General features: G+C 71.9%; 14 protein-coding genes. 10 read left to right on the top strand and 4 right to left on the bottom strand.

Annotated features, from left to right (window positions below; translation table 11 throughout):
- Positions 1-2: 2 nt before the first annotated feature.
- The 4 genes from ABD331_RS38895 to ABD331_RS38880 all read right to left on the bottom strand — a co-directional run bounded on the left by ABD331_RS38895 (position 3) and on the right by ABD331_RS38880 (position 3,811).
- Complete coding sequence (locus ABD331_RS38895) at positions 3-461, bottom strand: DUF1579 family protein (protein ID WP_344486799.1); 459 nt, start codon at positions 459-461, stop codon at positions 3-5.
- A 74-nt stretch (positions 462-535) separates the two neighbouring features.
- Positions 536-943 carry a DoxX family protein gene (locus ABD331_RS38890; RefSeq protein WP_344486795.1) on the bottom strand — a complete coding sequence of 136 codons (408 nt, stop codon included), beginning with the start codon at positions 941-943 and terminating at the stop codon, positions 536-538.
- Positions 944-960: 17 nt separating this feature from the next.
- Entirely contained in the window at positions 961-2,430 is a 1,470-nt protein-coding gene (locus ABD331_RS38885) for a multicopper oxidase family protein (protein WP_344486792.1), read from the bottom strand.
- A 67-nt stretch (positions 2,431-2,497) separates the two neighbouring features.
- A complete protein-coding gene (locus tag ABD331_RS38880; RefSeq protein WP_344486789.1) occupies positions 2,498-3,811 on the bottom strand; it encodes an extracellular solute-binding protein in 1,314 nt (437 codons plus the stop codon).
- A gap of 146 nt (positions 3,812-3,957) precedes the next feature.
- Between ABD331_RS38880 and ABD331_RS38875 the strand changes: the two genes are divergently transcribed.
- The 10 genes from ABD331_RS38875 to ABD331_RS38830 are packed head-to-tail and all read left to right on the top strand — an operon-like array spanning position 3,958 to position 15,163.
- Positions 3,958-5,175, top strand: a complete 1,218-nt coding sequence (locus tag ABD331_RS38875; protein WP_344486786.1) for an NAD(P)/FAD-dependent oxidoreductase — start codon at positions 3,958-3,960, stop codon at positions 5,173-5,175.
- Positions 5,176-5,186: 11 nt separating this feature from the next.
- On the top strand, positions 5,187-6,950 hold the full coding sequence (locus ABD331_RS38870; RefSeq protein WP_344486783.1) for an amino acid adenylation domain-containing protein: 1,764 nt from the start codon (positions 5,187-5,189) through the stop codon (positions 6,948-6,950).
- An 11-nt stretch (positions 6,951-6,961) separates the two neighbouring features.
- A complete protein-coding gene (locus tag ABD331_RS38865; protein WP_344486780.1) occupies positions 6,962-7,174 on the top strand; it encodes an MbtH family protein in 213 nt (70 codons plus the stop codon).
- Between the two features lie 3 nt (positions 7,175-7,177).
- A complete protein-coding gene (hppD, locus tag ABD331_RS38860; RefSeq protein WP_344486777.1) occupies positions 7,178-8,239 on the top strand; it encodes a 4-hydroxyphenylpyruvate dioxygenase in 1,062 nt (353 codons plus the stop codon).
- Entirely contained in the window at positions 8,236-9,588 is a 1,353-nt protein-coding gene (locus tag ABD331_RS38855) for a condensation domain-containing protein (protein WP_344486774.1), read from the top strand. The genes hppD and ABD331_RS38855 overlap by 4 nt, the downstream gene beginning before the upstream one ends.
- Positions 9,589-9,593: 5 nt before the next feature.
- The gene (locus ABD331_RS38850) at positions 9,594-10,946 is read left to right on the top strand and encodes a nucleotide disphospho-sugar-binding domain-containing protein (protein WP_344486771.1); all 1,353 of its coding nucleotides are present in this window, start codon (positions 9,594-9,596) and stop codon (positions 10,944-10,946) included.
- Positions 10,947-10,980: 34 nt separating this feature from the next.
- A complete protein-coding gene (gene rfbB / locus ABD331_RS38845; protein ID WP_344486768.1) occupies positions 10,981-11,964 on the top strand; it encodes a dTDP-glucose 4,6-dehydratase in 984 nt (327 codons plus the stop codon).
- Between the two features lie 18 nt (positions 11,965-11,982).
- The gene (locus ABD331_RS38840; RefSeq protein WP_344486765.1) at positions 11,983-13,254 is read left to right on the top strand and encodes a class I SAM-dependent methyltransferase; all 1,272 of its coding nucleotides are present in this window, start codon (positions 11,983-11,985) and stop codon (positions 13,252-13,254) included.
- A gap of 14 nt (positions 13,255-13,268) precedes the next feature.
- The gene (locus tag ABD331_RS38835; RefSeq protein WP_344486762.1) at positions 13,269-14,009 is read left to right on the top strand and encodes a class I SAM-dependent methyltransferase; all 741 of its coding nucleotides are present in this window, start codon (positions 13,269-13,271) and stop codon (positions 14,007-14,009) included.
- The gene (locus ABD331_RS38830; RefSeq protein ID WP_344486759.1) at positions 14,009-15,163 is read left to right on the top strand and encodes an aminotransferase class I/II-fold pyridoxal phosphate-dependent enzyme; all 1,155 of its coding nucleotides are present in this window, start codon (positions 14,009-14,011) and stop codon (positions 15,161-15,163) included. The genes ABD331_RS38835 and ABD331_RS38830 overlap by 1 nt, the downstream gene beginning before the upstream one ends.
- The last annotated feature ends 9 nt before the right edge of the window (positions 15,164-15,172 follow it).

Below are 15,172 nucleotides of genomic sequence, written 5' to 3'. Positions count from 1 at the left end.
GCTCAGCTCACCTTGGTCATCGTGGCCTCGTAGCCGCCGCCCGGCCACGCCCAGCGGCCGGAGATGGTCGCGCCGTCCGCGCTGAACGTGCCGGTGAAACCGGCGGGGGAGCCCTCCTCGCCGAACCAGATGCTCAGCTCGCCGTCCTGCAGCTTCCACACGTAGGTGAAGGCGTTGCCCGTGCTGTCGAAGTACCGCGAGCGCAGCGTGGACGTCTCGGCCTCGTAGCCGATGTACTCCACGCCCTTCATGGTGCCGTGCCCGTGGTCCATCTCGTGGTGCTGGACGAGGAAGAAGCCGCCCTCCATCCACTCGAACGACAGCCGGCCGCCCAGGGGGTCGCCCGAGCCGAAGTCCTTGCCGGTCATCCGCCACGTGCCGACGAGCGGTTCGAGCGTGCCGAGCGCAGGGTCGGGGGTGGGGAACTGGTTCTGCGGGTTGTCGGTGACGGTCTCTGTCATGGTCTCCTCCAGGAGCTTTCCGGTCGGACAGGCCGACGCCCGGTACGCCGGGTCGCGTACCGGGCGTCGCGGACTCACTTGGCGCCGAAGAACGCCTTGACGCTGGACCAGCGGCCCCAGGCGACCAGGCCGGCGACGACGAGCAGGACGGCCTCGATGATCGGCGGGCCGCCGAGGACGAACGCGTTCGTGCCGGCGGCGCACACCAGCAGGCCGATGAGCCCGAGGGCGGCCACGCCGGTCAGGCGCGGGATCAGCAGGCCGATCGCGCCGGCGATCTCGATGACGCCGACCACGTACCTGAACCACTGGCCGGCGCCGATGGCCTCGAACATGCCGACCATCGTGGGATCGCCGATCAGTTTCAGCACGCCACCGAGCCCGATCTGGTAGGCCAGGAGCACCTGGCCGACCCAGAGGGCGATGTTCTTGCCGCGGCCCGTCTTCTTCCGGGTCGTGGTGGTGCTTTCTGTGGTGCTCATCCAGTCCTCCTTGAGAACTAATCGACGATCTCCATCTGGCCCATCATTCCGAGGGCGGAGTGCTCCAGCATGTGACAGTGATAGACGTATCGGCCCAGGTGAGGGCCGATGTCGACCTGTAGGCGAACGGTCTCGCCCGGCTGGATGAGTACGGTGTCCTTCCAGCCGCCCTCGCCCGGCAGCGGCGGCTTGCCGTCCCGGTCGAGGAGCAGGAAGTGCGACAGGTGGGTGTGGAAGTTGTGCGGCACGCCGAACCCTGAGCCGCCGACGTTCGTGTCGGTGTTGGTGATCTCCCAGATCTCCGTGGTGCCCCGCTTGACCTGCATGTCCACCCGGGCCGGATCGAACACCTGGTCGTTGATCAGCGCCCTGATGTTGACCGGGTCCAGGCTGAGCAGCAGCTTGCGGTCCCGCACCGCCGTCGGCGTCGGCGCCTGGGGGCGCAGCAGGGCGGGCACCCGGCTGCGGTCCACGGCCGGCCGTACGACGTCGAAGCGCAGCACGGCGCCGGCCACGTCGTTGAGCGTGACGTGGCCGCCCAGCGGCGCCTTGGCGAAGTCGACCACGATGTCGGCGCGCTCGCCCGACGACAGCACCAGCCGGTCCACCGCGACCGGCGCGGGCAGCAGGCCGGCGTCGGTGGCGATCTGCGTCATCTTCGCGCCGTCGAGCGTCAGCTCGAAGACCCGGTGGGTGGAGCCGTTGAGCAGCCGCAGGCGGTACTTGCGCGCCGCGACCTCGAAGTACGGCTGCGGCTTGCCGTTGGCCAGCAGCGTGGGGCGGTTGTACGGGTCGGCGGGGTCGAAGACCAGGTTGCCCGCGTCGTCCAGCAGCGCGTCACGCAGCATGATCGGCACGTCGTAGCCGCCCGACGGCAGGCCCAGCCTCCGCTCCGCCTCGTCGTCGATCAGGTAGAACCCGTGCAGGCCGCGGTAGACGTTCTCGGCCTCCAGGTGGTGCGCGTGGTCGTGGTACCACAGCGTCGCGCCCGGCTGGGCGTTCGGGTAGAGGTAGGCCCGGCCGGAGCCCGGCGCGATCACCTCGGTCGGGTAGCCGTCGTGCGCGGCGGCCACGCGCCCACCGTGCAGGTGCACGTTGGTGTCGTGGCCGAGCTTGTTGTCGAAGGTGATCAGCGTCTTGCGGTTGCGCCGCGCCCGGATGGTCGGGCCGCAGAAGGAGCCGCCGTAGGTCAGCACGGGGGTGTTCAGCCCCGGCAGGATCTGCGCCGTCGCCTGCTGCACGGACAGCCGGTAGATGTCGGTGTCGGCGGTCTGCACCGAAGGGATGCGGGTGGCGGGCACCGGCATCCTGACGGAGAAGGGGGTGACGGCGGGGCCCGACCTGACCGCGGGGACCCGCCCCGCGTGGTCGTGGACGTGGACGTGCCGCGCGTCCCCGGACGGGGACAGCTCCGACTGGACGAACGGGGCCAGCGCCGCGCCTCCCGTCAGCCCGCCGAGAACGAGTAAGCGCCGTCGGCTCAACATGGCTGAACTCCTATCGCCAGCTCCGAGCGTGGCAACTCCACCCCGGAGCGGTCATCTTCCGTATTGCTCACTTGACGGCCAGCCGCCGCGGCGTGCGGCCACGGGCGCAGTCGTCGTTGTAGGCGTCGAGCAGGCGCTGCGCCTCGGCTGTCGCCTCGGCCAGCCGCGTGCCCGGGTCGGCGCCCCCCAGGACGCCGGTCATGGCGCCGGTCATGAGGTCCTGGATCCCGGCGAAGTCGCCCAGGATCGCGCCGAGCGCGGCCGGCGAGCCGTCGGCCGCGCGGACCTGGTCGGTGGCGGCCCGGTGGATCGGGTGCCTGTCGTACCAGCCCTCCCGCTCCAGCAGCTCGACCGAGGCGCCGGTGACCGGCAGGAACCCGGTGCCGCGGTGCCACTCGGCCACGTTCTCCGCGTCGAGCAGGTACTGCAGGAACGCCAGCGCGCCGTCCGCCCGCTCGCGGGGCAGCCCGCCGGCGAGCCAGAACGCCTGGCCCGAGACCAGGTGCCCGGCGCGCGGCGCGGCCTCGTTGTACGGCAGCGGGCCGGCCACCACCTCGAAGCCCGCCTCCGAGCAGGCGCGCGCGATCATCCCGACGACGACGGAGGAGGCGATGGTGAAGGCCGTCCGCTGCTCGGTGAAGGCCCGCAGCGTGCCGCCCCAGTCCTCCGGCGTCCCGGTGTCGAGGTAGTGGCCCCGCTCGTGCAGCCGCCGCCACCAGGTGGCGTAGGCCAGCAGTTCCGCGGAGTCCAGCGTGACCTTCTCGGCCCGCCCCGACCTGCCGTTGTCGTGGTCGGCCAGCAGCCCGCCCTGACCGGCCACCGCCTGCTGGATCAGCCAGCCGTGGTTGGCCCAGGTCACGCCCTGCGCAGCGGTGACGGTGCCGGTGGTGATGGCGGCGCACGCTGACTCCAGCTCGCCCCAGGTGCGCGGCATCGCGGTGACGCCCGCGGCCTCCAGCAGGGCGGTGTTGCCGAGCAGCACCGCCGTGGTGGCGGTCATCGGCGCGGCGGCCAGCTCACCCGCGTACGTGTAGAAGCCGCGCACCGCGGGCTCCAGATCGGCCAGCACGACCCGCTCGCCGAGGATCTCCCCGCGACCCGCGACGGCCCGCTCGATCGGGACGAACAGCGGCGCCCCCGACGGCCCGCGCGTGTCCAGGGCCAGCCGGGTGGCGGTGGCGTAGTACTCGGCGAGGTCGGGGGCGCGGCCCTGCGCGGCGGCCCTGGCCACCTCGGCGGGCAGCTCGCGGAAGCCGTGCCCGGTGACCTCGATCCGGTAGCCCGGATGGGCGGCCTCGAAGCCGGCGGCCATCTTCTTGATCGGATCCAGGTAGCCCGGCAGCGGATGCTCCGCCAGCCAGACGTTGACGACCGTTGTCATCGCCTCATCATGAACACGGCCCCGCGCCCGCACATCTCGTGACGTGCGCAGTTGCCCGGCGCCAGACAGCAATACAGAGGATGAGTGATCGACGAGGGAAATGTGACCCTGGCTCCGAGTCGCATGGCGGCGAATGGAGGAGCACGGTGATCAGTACCCATGACGAGTTCGATGTTGTCGTGATCGGTGGCGGGCCCGGCGGATCGAGCACGGCCGGACTGCTGGCCAAACGTAACCATCGCGTGCTGGTGCTCGAACGCGAGAAGTTCCCCCGTTACCACATCGGCGAGTCGCTGATCACGGGGTCCATGCCCACCCTGGAGGAGCTGGGCCTGCGCTCGAAGCTGGACCAGATGGGCTTCGTCAAGAAGTACGGCGGCACGCTGCTGTGGGGCAAGAACCAGGGCACCTGGGACTTCCGCTTCGCCGAGGCGGCCAACTATGAGCACACCTACCAGGTGCGGCGGGCCGACTTCGACTCCGTCCTGCTGGCCAGGGCCAGGGAGCTGGGCGCGACGGTCCTGGAGGAGGCCACGGTCAAGCACTTCCTGTTCGAGGGCGAGCGCATCGCCGGCGTCACGTACACGGTCAAGGGCGACCCGGAGCCGCGCACCGCGCGCTGCCGCCTGCTGGTGGACGCCTCGGGCCAGCAGCACGTGCTGGCCCGGCACTTCGACCTCGTCGAGTGGCACGACGACCTGCGCAACATCGCCGTCTGGTCCTACTTCCAGGGCTGCAAGCGCTACGGCGGCACCAGGGCGGGCGACACGGTCACCGAGAACAGGCCGAACGGCTGGTTCTGGTTCATCCCGCTGCACGACGGCACGGTGAGCGTCGGCTACGTCACCCCGATCGAGGAGTACAAGAAGTCGGGCAAGAGCCTGGAGGAGCTGTTCACCTCCGAGCTGGCCGGGGCCGAGGAGGTCAGGGCGCTGACCGAGGGCGCCACCCGGGCGGCGGCGTTCCGCAGCATCCGCGACTGGTCCTACACCTGCAAACGCTTCCACGGCCCCGGCTGGGCGCTGGTGGGCGACGCGGCGGCCTTCATCGACCCGCTGCTGTCCACGGGCGTCGGCCTCGCCCTGCGCGGCTCGCTCGGGCTGGCGGGCGCCGTGGACGCCGCCCTGCGCGACCCGTCCTGCGAGGAGCAGGTGCTGGCGCGCTACGAGAAGGACTACCGCACCTTCCTCAACTCCCTGCTGGCGTTCGTGCGCTTCTTCTACGACCGCACCCGCAACAAGGAGGAGTACTGGGAGAAGGCGCAGGAGCTGCTCGACCCGCGCAGGCTGCGCCCCCGGAAGATCGACTTCGCGACGATGCTCTCCGGCGTCTCGGGCGTCCACGACATCTTCCACACCGACTGACGGAGCGCGTGATGGTGCCGACATCTGTTCATGGACACGTCGCCGGGCAGGCGGCGCGGACGCCGGACGCGATCGCCGTCCGCGACGGCTCCGCCACCCTGACCTACCGGCAGCTCGACGAGCGGGCCAACCGCCTGGCCCACCGCCTGCGCGGTCTCGGCGTGGGGCCGGAGACGCCGGTCGCGGTCCTGATGGAGCGCTCGGCCGGCCTCGTCGTGGCGCTGCTCGGGATACTCAAGGCAGGCGGCTGCTACCTGCCCGTGCACAGCGCCTACCCGCCCGACAGGCAGCAGTGGATCATCGACTCGTCGGGCGCTCCCGTGCTGCTCGCCGACCTGGCCAAGGCCGGCGCCGGCCTGCCGTCCGCGCCCAGGACGCTCGTCCTGGACGAGCCTGCCGAACGGGCGGAGATCGACGCGCGCCCGTCCACGGCGCCCGAGGACACCACGCTGCCGGACAACCTGGCCTACGTCATCTACACCTCGGGCTCGACCGGCCGCCCCAAGGGCGTGGCCGTCACCCACGGGGACGTGCTCGGCCTGGCGCTCGACCGGTGCTGGGACACCGGCAACCACCAGCGCGTGCTCATGATCGCCCCGTACGCCTTCAACGTCTCCACCTACGAGCTGTGGGTGCCGCTGCTGCACGGCGGCCGGATCGTCGTCGCGCCGCCCGGCGAGCTGGACCTGGCAGGGCTGAAGGAGCTGGTGACCCGCGAGGAGATCACCGCCCTGCACCTGACCGCCGGGCTCTTCCGCGTCGTGGCCGAGGAGGGCCCCGGCTGGCTGGCCGGGGTGCGCGAGGTGCTCACCGGCGGCGACGTGATCGTCCCGTCGGCGGTCAGGCAGGTGCACGCCGCCTGCCCGGACACCGTGGTCCGCGCCATGTACGGCGCGACGGAGGTCACCCTGTTCTCGACGACCGCCGAGTTGCGCCCCGGCGCCGCGCCGGACACGTGCGTCCCGGTCGGCGTGGCGATGCAGGACGTCAGGCTCTACATCCTGGACGACCGCCTCAGCCCGGTCCCCGGCGACCTCGAAGGCGAGCTCTACATCGGCGGCAGGGGAGTGGCCCGCGGCTACTACGACCGGGCGGACCTGACCGCCGAGCGGTTCGTCGCCGACCCGTTCGCCGGCGGCGGCGGGCGCATGTACCGGACGGGCGACCTGGTCAGGCGCAACGGCGACGGGCAGATCGAGTTCATCGGCCGGGCCGGTGACCAGGTCAAGATCCTGGGCTTCCGGGTGGAGCTGGCCGAGGTGGAGGCCGCGGTCGCGAGCTTCCCCGGCCTCGCCCACGCCGCCGTGGTCGCGCGCGAGCTGCACGAGGGCGAGAAGCGGCTGGTCGCCTACGTCGTGCCCGCCGGTGAGCCGCCGGCCGTGGGCACGCTGCGCGCGCACGTCAAGACCGTGCTGCCCGACTACATGGTGCCCGCGGCGTTCGTGCTGCTGGACGCGCTGCCGCTGACGGCGAACGGCAAGGTGGACCGCGCGTCGCTGCCCGACCCCGAGCCGGACACCGCCACCGCCTACCGCGCGCCGGCCAACCCCCGCCAGGAGGTGCTGTGCTCGGTGTTCGCCGACGTGTTCGGCGTCGAGCGGATCGGCGTGGACGACAGCATCTTCGACCTCGACGTGCAGTCGCTGCTGGCGATGCGGCTGGTCAACCGCATCTCCACGACCCTGGACGTCGAGCTGACCATCGGCGACCTGTTCGACGCCCCCACCGTGGCGAGCCTGGACGAGTGGCTCGGGTCCGCCGTGCCGAGCCAGTGAGAAGAGACGAGATGAGCAACCCCTTCGACGACCAGGACACCACCTTCCGCGTGCTGGTCAACCACGAGGACCAGCACTGCCTGTGGCCGGCGTTCGCCGACGTCCCCGACGGCTGGCAGAGCGTGTACGGCCCGTCCGACCGGCCGTCCTGCGTCGCCTACGTCACCGCGCACTGGACCGACCTGCGCCCGCGCAGCCTCGCCGCCCGGATGGAGGCGAGCTAGGCCATGAGCAAGGACGACCTGCGCCTGGACCACATCGGCTACTACACCGCCGACCTGGCGGCCGAGGCGGGCAGGCTGAGCAGCGGCTACGGCCTCGAACCCTACGCCCGGTCCACCGGCGGAGACGCGCTCGCCGTGGGCGGCGGCCTGGTCAGGCTGGTGCTCACCCAGCCGGACACGGCCGGCCACCCGGGCGCCGCCTACCTCGACCGGCACGGCGACGGCGTCGCCGACATCGCGCTCGGCGTCACCGACGCGGCCACCGCCTTCCGCACCGCCGTGGACCGGGGCGCCGTCCCGGTGTCCCCGCCCACCGTCCGGGACGGCTTCGTCACCGCCACCATCCGGGGCGCCGGCGACCTGGTGCACACGTTCGTGCAACGCCCGGCGGGCGCGGACGAACGCGCGCTGCCCGGCTGCACGCCCCTCCCACCGGCGACCGGCGCGCTCGACGCCGGCCTGGTCGAGGTGGACCACCTGGCCGTGTGCGTGCCCTCCGGCGACCTCGCCGCCACCGTGGCCTTCTACCGGCACGTCCTGGACTTCCAGCTCATCTTCGCCGAGAGCATCACCATCGGCGACCAGGCCATGCGGACCGAGGTCGTCAAGAACGGGTCGGTGACGCTCACGCTCATCGAGCCGGACGCCGCCAGGGAGCCCGGCCACATCGACGAGTTCCTCGCCGCCCACGGCGGCGCCGGCGTCCAGCACCTGGCGATGAGCACGGTCGACATCACCGCGGCCGTGGACGCCGCGGGCGGCGGCGGAGTGGAGTTCCTGCCCACCCCCGGCACCTACTACGACCTGCTCGCCGAGCGGCTGCGGCCCGTCAAGTACCCGCCGCACGAGCTGCGGCGGCGCAACATCCTCGTGGACGAGGACCACGACGGCCAGCTCTACCAGATCTTCGCCCGCTCCGCGCACCCGCGCGGCACGTTCTTCTTCGAGCTCATCGAGCGGCTGGGAGCACGCTCCTTCGGCAGCGGCAACATCGCCGCGCTCTACCAGGCCGTGGAGCTCCAGCGCGCCCACCACCGCGATACCCGTACGGAGGCGGCAGCATGACTGCATCCCTGACCACCACCGGCCACCCGCTGTCGTTCACCCAGCAGTTCCTGCGCCTGTTCGACCAGGGTGACGGCCAGGGCCCGTTCAGCGCCCGCTACAACATCGTCGTGGGCTGGCGGGTGCGCGGCCGGCTCGACGTGGAGACGCTGCACCAGGCCATCAGCGAGGTCGCCGCCAAGCACGACTCGCTCAACGCCGTCATCACCAGGGGCGACGGCGTCGCCCACCAGAGCATCCAGCCGCCCTCGCCCGCCCGGCTGCTCGTGGTCGACCTGCCGAAGGCGTCGCCCGAGTACCGCGGGCGCAAGGCCGAGGAGCTGCTGACCGAGATCGAGTCCGGCTCCTACAGCCTCCAGGAGCTGCCGCACCTGCGGGCGGTCCTCGGCCGCTTCGACGACGAGGACGCGGTGCTCGCGCTGATCGTGCACCACACCGCCGGCGACGGCTGGTCCATGCAGCTCCTCATCCGCGACATCGTCACCTGCTACGCCCGCCGGCGCGGCCACGACGTGCCCGAGCAGCCGGCGCCGCGGCCCTACCACGAGTACGCCGCCTGGCAGCAGGAGAACGCCGAGTCCAGGAGCGCCGTGGCCGCGCGCGCGTACTGGCGCGAGAAGCTGCGCGGCGCGCGCATGCTGTCGGTCACGACCGACCACGCCAGGTCGGCGGGCCTGGCCAAGGTCTGCCCCGTCCACCGGTTCACGCTGACGCAGGAGCTGTCGGCGGAGGCGCTGGCGTTCGCCAAGCGCACCCGCAGCTCACCCTTCATGGTGCTGCTGGCCGCCTACAACGTGCTGCTGAACCGCCTCACCGGCGCCACCGACCTGGTCATCCCGGCCATCACCTCGGGCCGCAGCCAGCCGCAGTTCCAGGAGACCGTCGGGCCGTTCTTCAACTTCCTGCCGCTGCGCACCGACCTCACCGGATGCCGGACCTTCCGCCAGGTGGTCGACAAGACCAGGAGCACCTGCGTCGAGGCGTACGCGCGGGAGATCCCGTTCCTGCAGATCGCCGCGGAGTCGCCGGAGCTGATGGCCGACGCGGCGCTGGACGACAAGGCGCTGTGCGCGCTGCAGGTCTGGCAGTTCGCCACCGTCATGGAGGGCGAGCGGTTCGGCGACCTGGAGGTGGAGGAGGTGCGCGGGCGGCTGTTCTCCCAGCCCAACGGCACCGACATCCCGGACGGCGCGCTGCTCACCTTCGACATCGACCCGTCGGGCGAGATCTACGGCAACTTCGCCTACAACAGCAACCTGTTCACCGAGAGCTCGATCATGTCGATGGTGGCGGAGTTCTCCGGCATCCTCCGCTACGGCGTCGCCGCGCCCGACTCCCCGATGGAGTGATCGCGATGCGCGTGATGTTCACCGTCTTCCCCGCCCCGGCCCACTTCCTGCCCATCGTGCCCTACGCGTGGGCGCTGCAGGCGGCCGGGCACCAGGTCTGCGTGGCCGCGCCGCCCGGCGTGGCAACGGGGGTGGCCGTGCCCGACTTCCACAAGGCGGTCACCGCCGCGGGCCTGACGGCGGTGTCGTGCGGCGAGCCCGAACCGCTGTCGGTGCACGACAGGGGCTATCCGGGCTTCGCCGGCCTCATCCCCACGATCGAGGAGAGCGAGCGGCTGGTGACCGCGCTCGGGATCAGCCCCGCCGAACGCGCGCCCTGGGACGTCTTCCACCACTTCGCGCTGCTCACCATGCGCAACTACCACCCGCCCGTGCCGCGCCAGGACGTCGTGGCCGTCGTCGAGTTCGCCAAGGAGTGGCGGCCCGACCTGGTGCTGTGGGACCCCTGGTTCCCCTGCGGGGCGGTGGCGGCGCGCGCCTGCGGCGCCGCCCACGCCCGCGTGCTGCACTCACCCGACTACACGGCCTGGGCCACCGAGAAGTACGCGGGAAGCGGCGAGCGCAACCCCCTCATCGGGGTCATCGAACCGCTGGCGGAGCGCTACGGCCAGCAGGTGGACGAGGAACTGCTGCTCGGCCACTGGACCGTGGACCCGTTCCCGGCCGGCATGCGCCTGCCCACCGGCGTCACGCGCCTGCCTGCCCGGTACGTCCCCTACACCGGCGGCGGCCTCATGGCGGACTGGCTGCGCAGGCCGCCGTCCCGCCCCCGCGTCGCCCTGTCGCTCGGCGTGTCCATGCGGTCGTTCTTCAAGGGCGACTGGGGCCGCCTGGCCAAGCTGATGGAGGCGGTCGGCGGCCTGGACATCGAGGTGATCGCCACGCTGGACGCCAACCAGCTCCTCGACCTGCCGGGCCCGCCACCGGACAACGTGCGCGTGCTGGAGTACGTGCCGCTCGACCAGCTCCTGCCGACCTGCTCGGCGATCATCCACCACGGCTCCATCGGCACGTTCGTGGCGGCCTCCGCCGCCGGCGTGCCGCAGCTCATCTGCGACACCGACGAGCCGAGCCGCATCGTCGGCACCCCCGTCGAGGGCGGCATCGACTGGGACCTGAAGTGCCAGAAGCAGCTCACCGCCGGCCGCACGTCCCGGTACGTGACAGAACGCGGCGCAGGCGTCCGGCTGAACCACCAGACGCAGTCCGCCGCGGACATCCGCGCGGAGCTGCGGCGCGTGCTCGACGAGCCCTCCTTCCAGAAGGGCGCGCAGGGCATCCACGAGGACTGGCTGGCCACGCCGAGTCCGACCGACATCGTCGCCGGCCTGGAGCGGTTGACCGCCGCCGCCAGGTGACCGGCGACCTTCATTCCTCAGAGGAGACGGACAAGTGCGGATCCTGGTCACCGGCGGTGCCGGTTTCATCGGCTCGGAGTTCGTCAGGGCGACGTTGCGCGACGAGCCGGGCACCCGGGTCACCGTCCTGGACAAGCTCACCTACTCCGGCAACCTGGCCAACCTCGACCCCGTCGCCGGCCACCCCGGGCTGCGCTTCGTGCACGGCGACACCGCCGACCCGCTCGTCGTCGACGAGGTGACGGCGGGACAGGACGTCGTCGTGCACTTCGCCGCCGAGACGCACGTGGACCGGTCGATCATCAGCGCCACCGACTTCGTCAGGACCAACGTGCTCGGCACGCAGACGCTGCTGGAGGCGGCGCTGCGGCACGGCGTCAGCCGGTTCGTGCACGTCTCGACCGACGAGGTGTACGGCTCCATCGAACGCGGCTCGTGGACCGAGGAGACGCCGCTGGCGCCCAACGTGCCCTACGCGGCATCCAAAGCCGGCTCCGACCTGCTCGCCCTGGCCTTCCACCGGACGCTCGGCCTGGACGTGGTGGTCACCCGGTGCACCAACAACTACGGCCACTACCAGTTCCCGGAGAAAGTGATCCCGCTGTTCGTGACCAACCTGCTGGAGGGCCGCCCGGTGCCGCTCTACGGCGACGGCGACAACCGGCGCGACTGGCTGCACGTCTCCGACCACTGCCGGGCCATCCGCCTGGTGCTCGAACGCGGGCGCCCCGGCGGGGTCTACCACATCGGCGGCGGCTGCGAGCTGACCAACCTGGAGCTGACCGCCCTGCTGCTCGACGCGTGCGGCGCCGACTGGGACCTGGTCCAGCACGTGCCCGACCGGCCCGGCCACGACCTGCGCTACTCCCTGGACATCTCCAAGATCCAGCGGGAGCTGGGCTACGCGCCCGCGGTCGCGTTCGCCGACGGGCTGGCCGCGACCGTCGAGTGGTACAGGAACAACCGGTCCTGGTGGGAGCCGCTGAAGCACCGCGAGCTCGCGGCCGCCATCCGCTGAAGATCACTAGGAGTAGTCATGCAGGACATCGTCCGACGACTTGACACCTGCCGGGTCTGCGGCGGGGACGACTGGCTGGAGGTCACCTCCTTCGGGCAGGTGCCGCTCGCCAACGGCTTCCTCGACCCCGCCGACCTGCCCGCGCACGAACCCGCCTACCCCGTTGATGTGATCGTGTGCCGCGGGTGCAGGCTGATGGCCATCAGGCACGTGATCCGGCCCGACGTGTTGTTCCGCCACTACGTGTACGTCACCTCCGAGTCCGACCAGATGACCGACCACATGAGCCGCATCGTCAGGTGGTGCGAGCGCCGCGCCGGGCTGGCGCCCGGCGACCTGGTGGTGGAGCTCGGCAGCAACGTCGGCCTCCAGCTCGCGATGTTCCAGGAGCGCGGCCAGCGGGTGGTGGGCGTCGACCCGGCCGAGAACCTCGCCGGGATCGCTAACGCCCGCGGCGTCCGCACGCTGCCCGAGTTCTTCGGCGGCGACCAGGGCAGGCGCGTGGCCGCCGAGCTGGGCCAGGCCAAGCTGGTGCTGGGCCGCCAGTGCTTCGCGCACATCGACGACGTGCACAACGTGCTCGACGGGGTGACGGCCGTGCTGGCGCCGGACGGCGTGCTCGCCATCGAGGTGCCCTACCTGGTGGACCTGCTGCAGGAGAACCAGTTCGACACGATCTACCACGAGCACCTGTCGTACTACTCCGTCCACACGCTGGGACGCCTGTTCGCCCGGCACGGCCTGCGGCTGATCGACGTCGAACGGGCCGCCGTGCACGGCGGCTCGATCGTGGTCTTCGCCGCCAGGGAGACCGCCCGGCGCGAGCCGGCGCAGGTCGTGGCGCGCATGCACTCGCTGGAGCGCCAGCTCGGGCTGGAGTCCGACGAGGTCTTCCTGGAGTTCGGCGCCCGCGCGCACGAGGTGATCGCGCAGGTCCGCGACCTGGTGCGCGGCCTGGCCGCCGACGGCAAGGTCGTCGCCGGGTACGGCGCGCCGTCCAAGGGCACCACGCTGCTGCAGTTCTGCGGCCTCGGGCCCGCCGAGCTGCGCTTCTGCAGCGACACCACCAGCCTCAAGCACGGCAGGCTGCTGCCGGGCACCCGCATCCCGGTGTACTCGCCCGAGCAGGCGCGCGCCGAGCAGCCCGACTACTACCTCCTGCTGGCGTGGAACTACGCCGCGGAGATCCTGTCCAAGGAGGCGGACTTCCTGCGGCGGGGCGGGCGGTTCATCATCCCCATCCCGCAGCCGAGAGTCGTCGCCGCCGAGCCGGCCGCGGCAGTGGCCTGAAGGAGGCCGTCCGAATGGAATACGGGTCCGATCACGCCGAGTACTACGACCTCATCTTCCGCAGCCGCGGCAAGGACTTCGAGGGCGAGGCGAAAGACCTCGCCGCGATCGTCCGCTCCCGCGCGCCGCGCGCGGCGTCCCTGCTGGACGTGGCCTGCGGCACGGGCGCGCACCTGGAGACGTTCGCCAAGATCTTCGACCACGTCGAGGGCCTGGAGCTGTCGCCCGACATGCGGGCGGTGGCCGGGCAGCGGCTGCCCGGCGTCCGCGTGCACCCCGGCGACATGCGCGACTTCGACCTCGGCCGCGTCTTCGACGCCATCACCTGCATGGGCAACGCGGTCGGCGAGCTGGGCTCGCCCGAGGACCTGCGGGCCGCCATCGGCACCATGGCCGCGCACCTCGCGCCGGGCGGCGTGCTGGTCGTCGAGCCGTGGTACTTCCCCGACAACTTCCTGGACGGCCACGTCGGCGGGCACCTGCTCGTCGAGGAGGACCGCGTCGTGTCCAGGATGACGCACTCGCGCCGCGAGGGCGGCAAGAGCCGGCTGGAGGTGCGCTTCCGCGTCGCCGACGCCGCCGGGTTCAAGGACTTCTCCGAGGTGCTGCACTCCAGCCTGTTCACCCGCGAGCAGTACACCGCGGCGTTCCGGGCGGCCGGCTGCCGCACCGAGTTCCTGCCCGGCTTCCAGCTCGCCAACGGCCGCCCCAACAGCCCCGGGCTCTTCGTCGGCATGCTCGACGGGGTGGCGTGATGGCGTCCTGGGACACCCTGGTCGTCGGGCGGCCCAACGTCGGCGAGCGCGACCGGCTGATGCGCCGCCTCGACGGCGTGCTGGACCGGCTCTGGCTGACCAACAACGGGCCGCTGGTGCGCGAGTTCGAGGAACGCATCGCCGCGGTGGCCGGCACCAGGCACGCCGTCGCCACCTGCAACGCCACCACCGGCATCCAGATCGCCGCCAGGGCCGCCGGCATCAGGCCCGGCGACGAGGTCATCGTCCCGTCCTTCACCTGGGTCGCCACGGCGCACGCGCTGGAGTGGATCGGCATCGTCCCCGTCTTCTGCGACGTGGACGAGGTCACCGCCAACGCCGACCCCGAGCACGTCGCCCGGCTGATCGGGCCCAGGACCCGCGGCATCCTCGCCGTGCACGTCTTCGGCCGGCCGTGCGAGGTGGACGCGCTGACCCGGCTGGCCGCCGAGCACGGCCTGACCCTGCTGTTCGACGCCGCGCACGCGCTCGGCTGCACCTACCGCGGCAGGCCGGTCGGCGGGTTCGGCACGGCGGAGATCTTCAGCTTCCACGCCACCAAGTTCGTCAACAGCGTCGAGGGCGGCGTCATCACCACCGACGACGACGCCTACGCCGCCCGCGTCAGGGCCCTGCGCAACCAGGGCATCGACCCGGCCGGGCGGATCGCCGGCCCCGGCACCGTCGCCAGGATGAACGAGTTCTGCGCCGCCATGGGCCTGACCTCGCTCGACGCCATCGACTCGATCGTCGCGGCCAACCGGCGCAACCAGGCCGTCTACGAGGAGCACCTGGCCGGCGTGCCTGGCGTGCACGTGCGCGGGCAGGCGCCCGGCGAGCGCGCCAACTTCCAGTACCTGGTGATCGAGGTGGACGAGGAGGTGGCCGGGATCCCGCCCGAGACGGTGCTGGAGGACCTGCTGCGGTACGACGTGCACGCCCGGCGTTACTTCTCGCCGATCTGCCACCAGGTCGAGCCGTACCGGTCGGCGCCCGAGCGGCACATCCCGCTGCCGCTGCCGCGCGCGGAGGCGCTGGCCCGCCGGGTGCTCTCGCTGCCGACCGGGCCCACCGTGGCACCGGGCGACGTGGCGGCCGTCTGCGGGATCATCAAGGAGTCGATCTCCCGCGCGGGACGCCGCCTCGTCGCCTGACGACGCGTC

It is taken from the genome of Nonomuraea monospora, from assembly GCF_039531895.1.
Lineage (GTDB): Bacteria > Actinomycetota > Actinomycetes > Streptosporangiales > Streptosporangiaceae > Nonomuraea > Nonomuraea monospora.
Note: the sequence above shows the minus strand (reverse complement) of the source record. Positions and strands in the feature narration are given on the sequence as shown.

Excerpts from the sequence above, each read along its gene's own strand:
- ABD331_RS38865 (WP_344486780.1), top strand. The coding sequence starts at position 6,962 with ATGAGCAACCCCTTCGACGACCAGGACACCACCTTCCGCGTGCTGGTC.
- ABD331_RS38880 (WP_344486789.1), bottom strand. The coding sequence starts at position 3,811 with ATGACAACGGTCGTCAACGTCTGGCTGGCGGAGCATCCGCTGCCGGGC.
- ABD331_RS38885 (WP_344486792.1), bottom strand. The coding sequence starts at position 2,430 with ATGTTGAGCCGACGGCGCTTACTCGTTCTCGGCGGGCTGACGGGAGGC.
- hppD (WP_344486777.1), top strand. The coding sequence starts at position 7,178 with ATGAGCAAGGACGACCTGCGCCTGGACCACATCGGCTACTACACCGCC.
- ABD331_RS38830 (WP_344486759.1), top strand. The coding sequence starts at position 14,009 with ATGGCGTCCTGGGACACCCTGGTCGTCGGGCGGCCCAACGTCGGCGAG.
- ABD331_RS38835 (WP_344486762.1), top strand. The coding sequence starts at position 13,269 with ATGGAATACGGGTCCGATCACGCCGAGTACTACGACCTCATCTTCCGC.
- ABD331_RS38855 (WP_344486774.1), top strand. The coding sequence starts at position 8,236 with ATGACTGCATCCCTGACCACCACCGGCCACCCGCTGTCGTTCACCCAG.
- ABD331_RS38890 (WP_344486795.1), bottom strand. The coding sequence starts at position 943 with ATGAGCACCACAGAAAGCACCACCACGACCCGGAAGAAGACGGGCCGC.
- ABD331_RS38850 (WP_344486771.1), top strand. The coding sequence starts at position 9,594 with ATGCGCGTGATGTTCACCGTCTTCCCCGCCCCGGCCCACTTCCTGCCC.
- ABD331_RS38895 (WP_344486799.1), bottom strand. The coding sequence starts at position 461 with ATGACAGAGACCGTCACCGACAACCCGCAGAACCAGTTCCCCACCCCC.
- ABD331_RS38840 (WP_344486765.1), top strand. The coding sequence starts at position 11,983 with ATGCAGGACATCGTCCGACGACTTGACACCTGCCGGGTCTGCGGCGGG.
- ABD331_RS38870 (WP_344486783.1), top strand. The coding sequence starts at position 5,187 with ATGGTGCCGACATCTGTTCATGGACACGTCGCCGGGCAGGCGGCGCGG.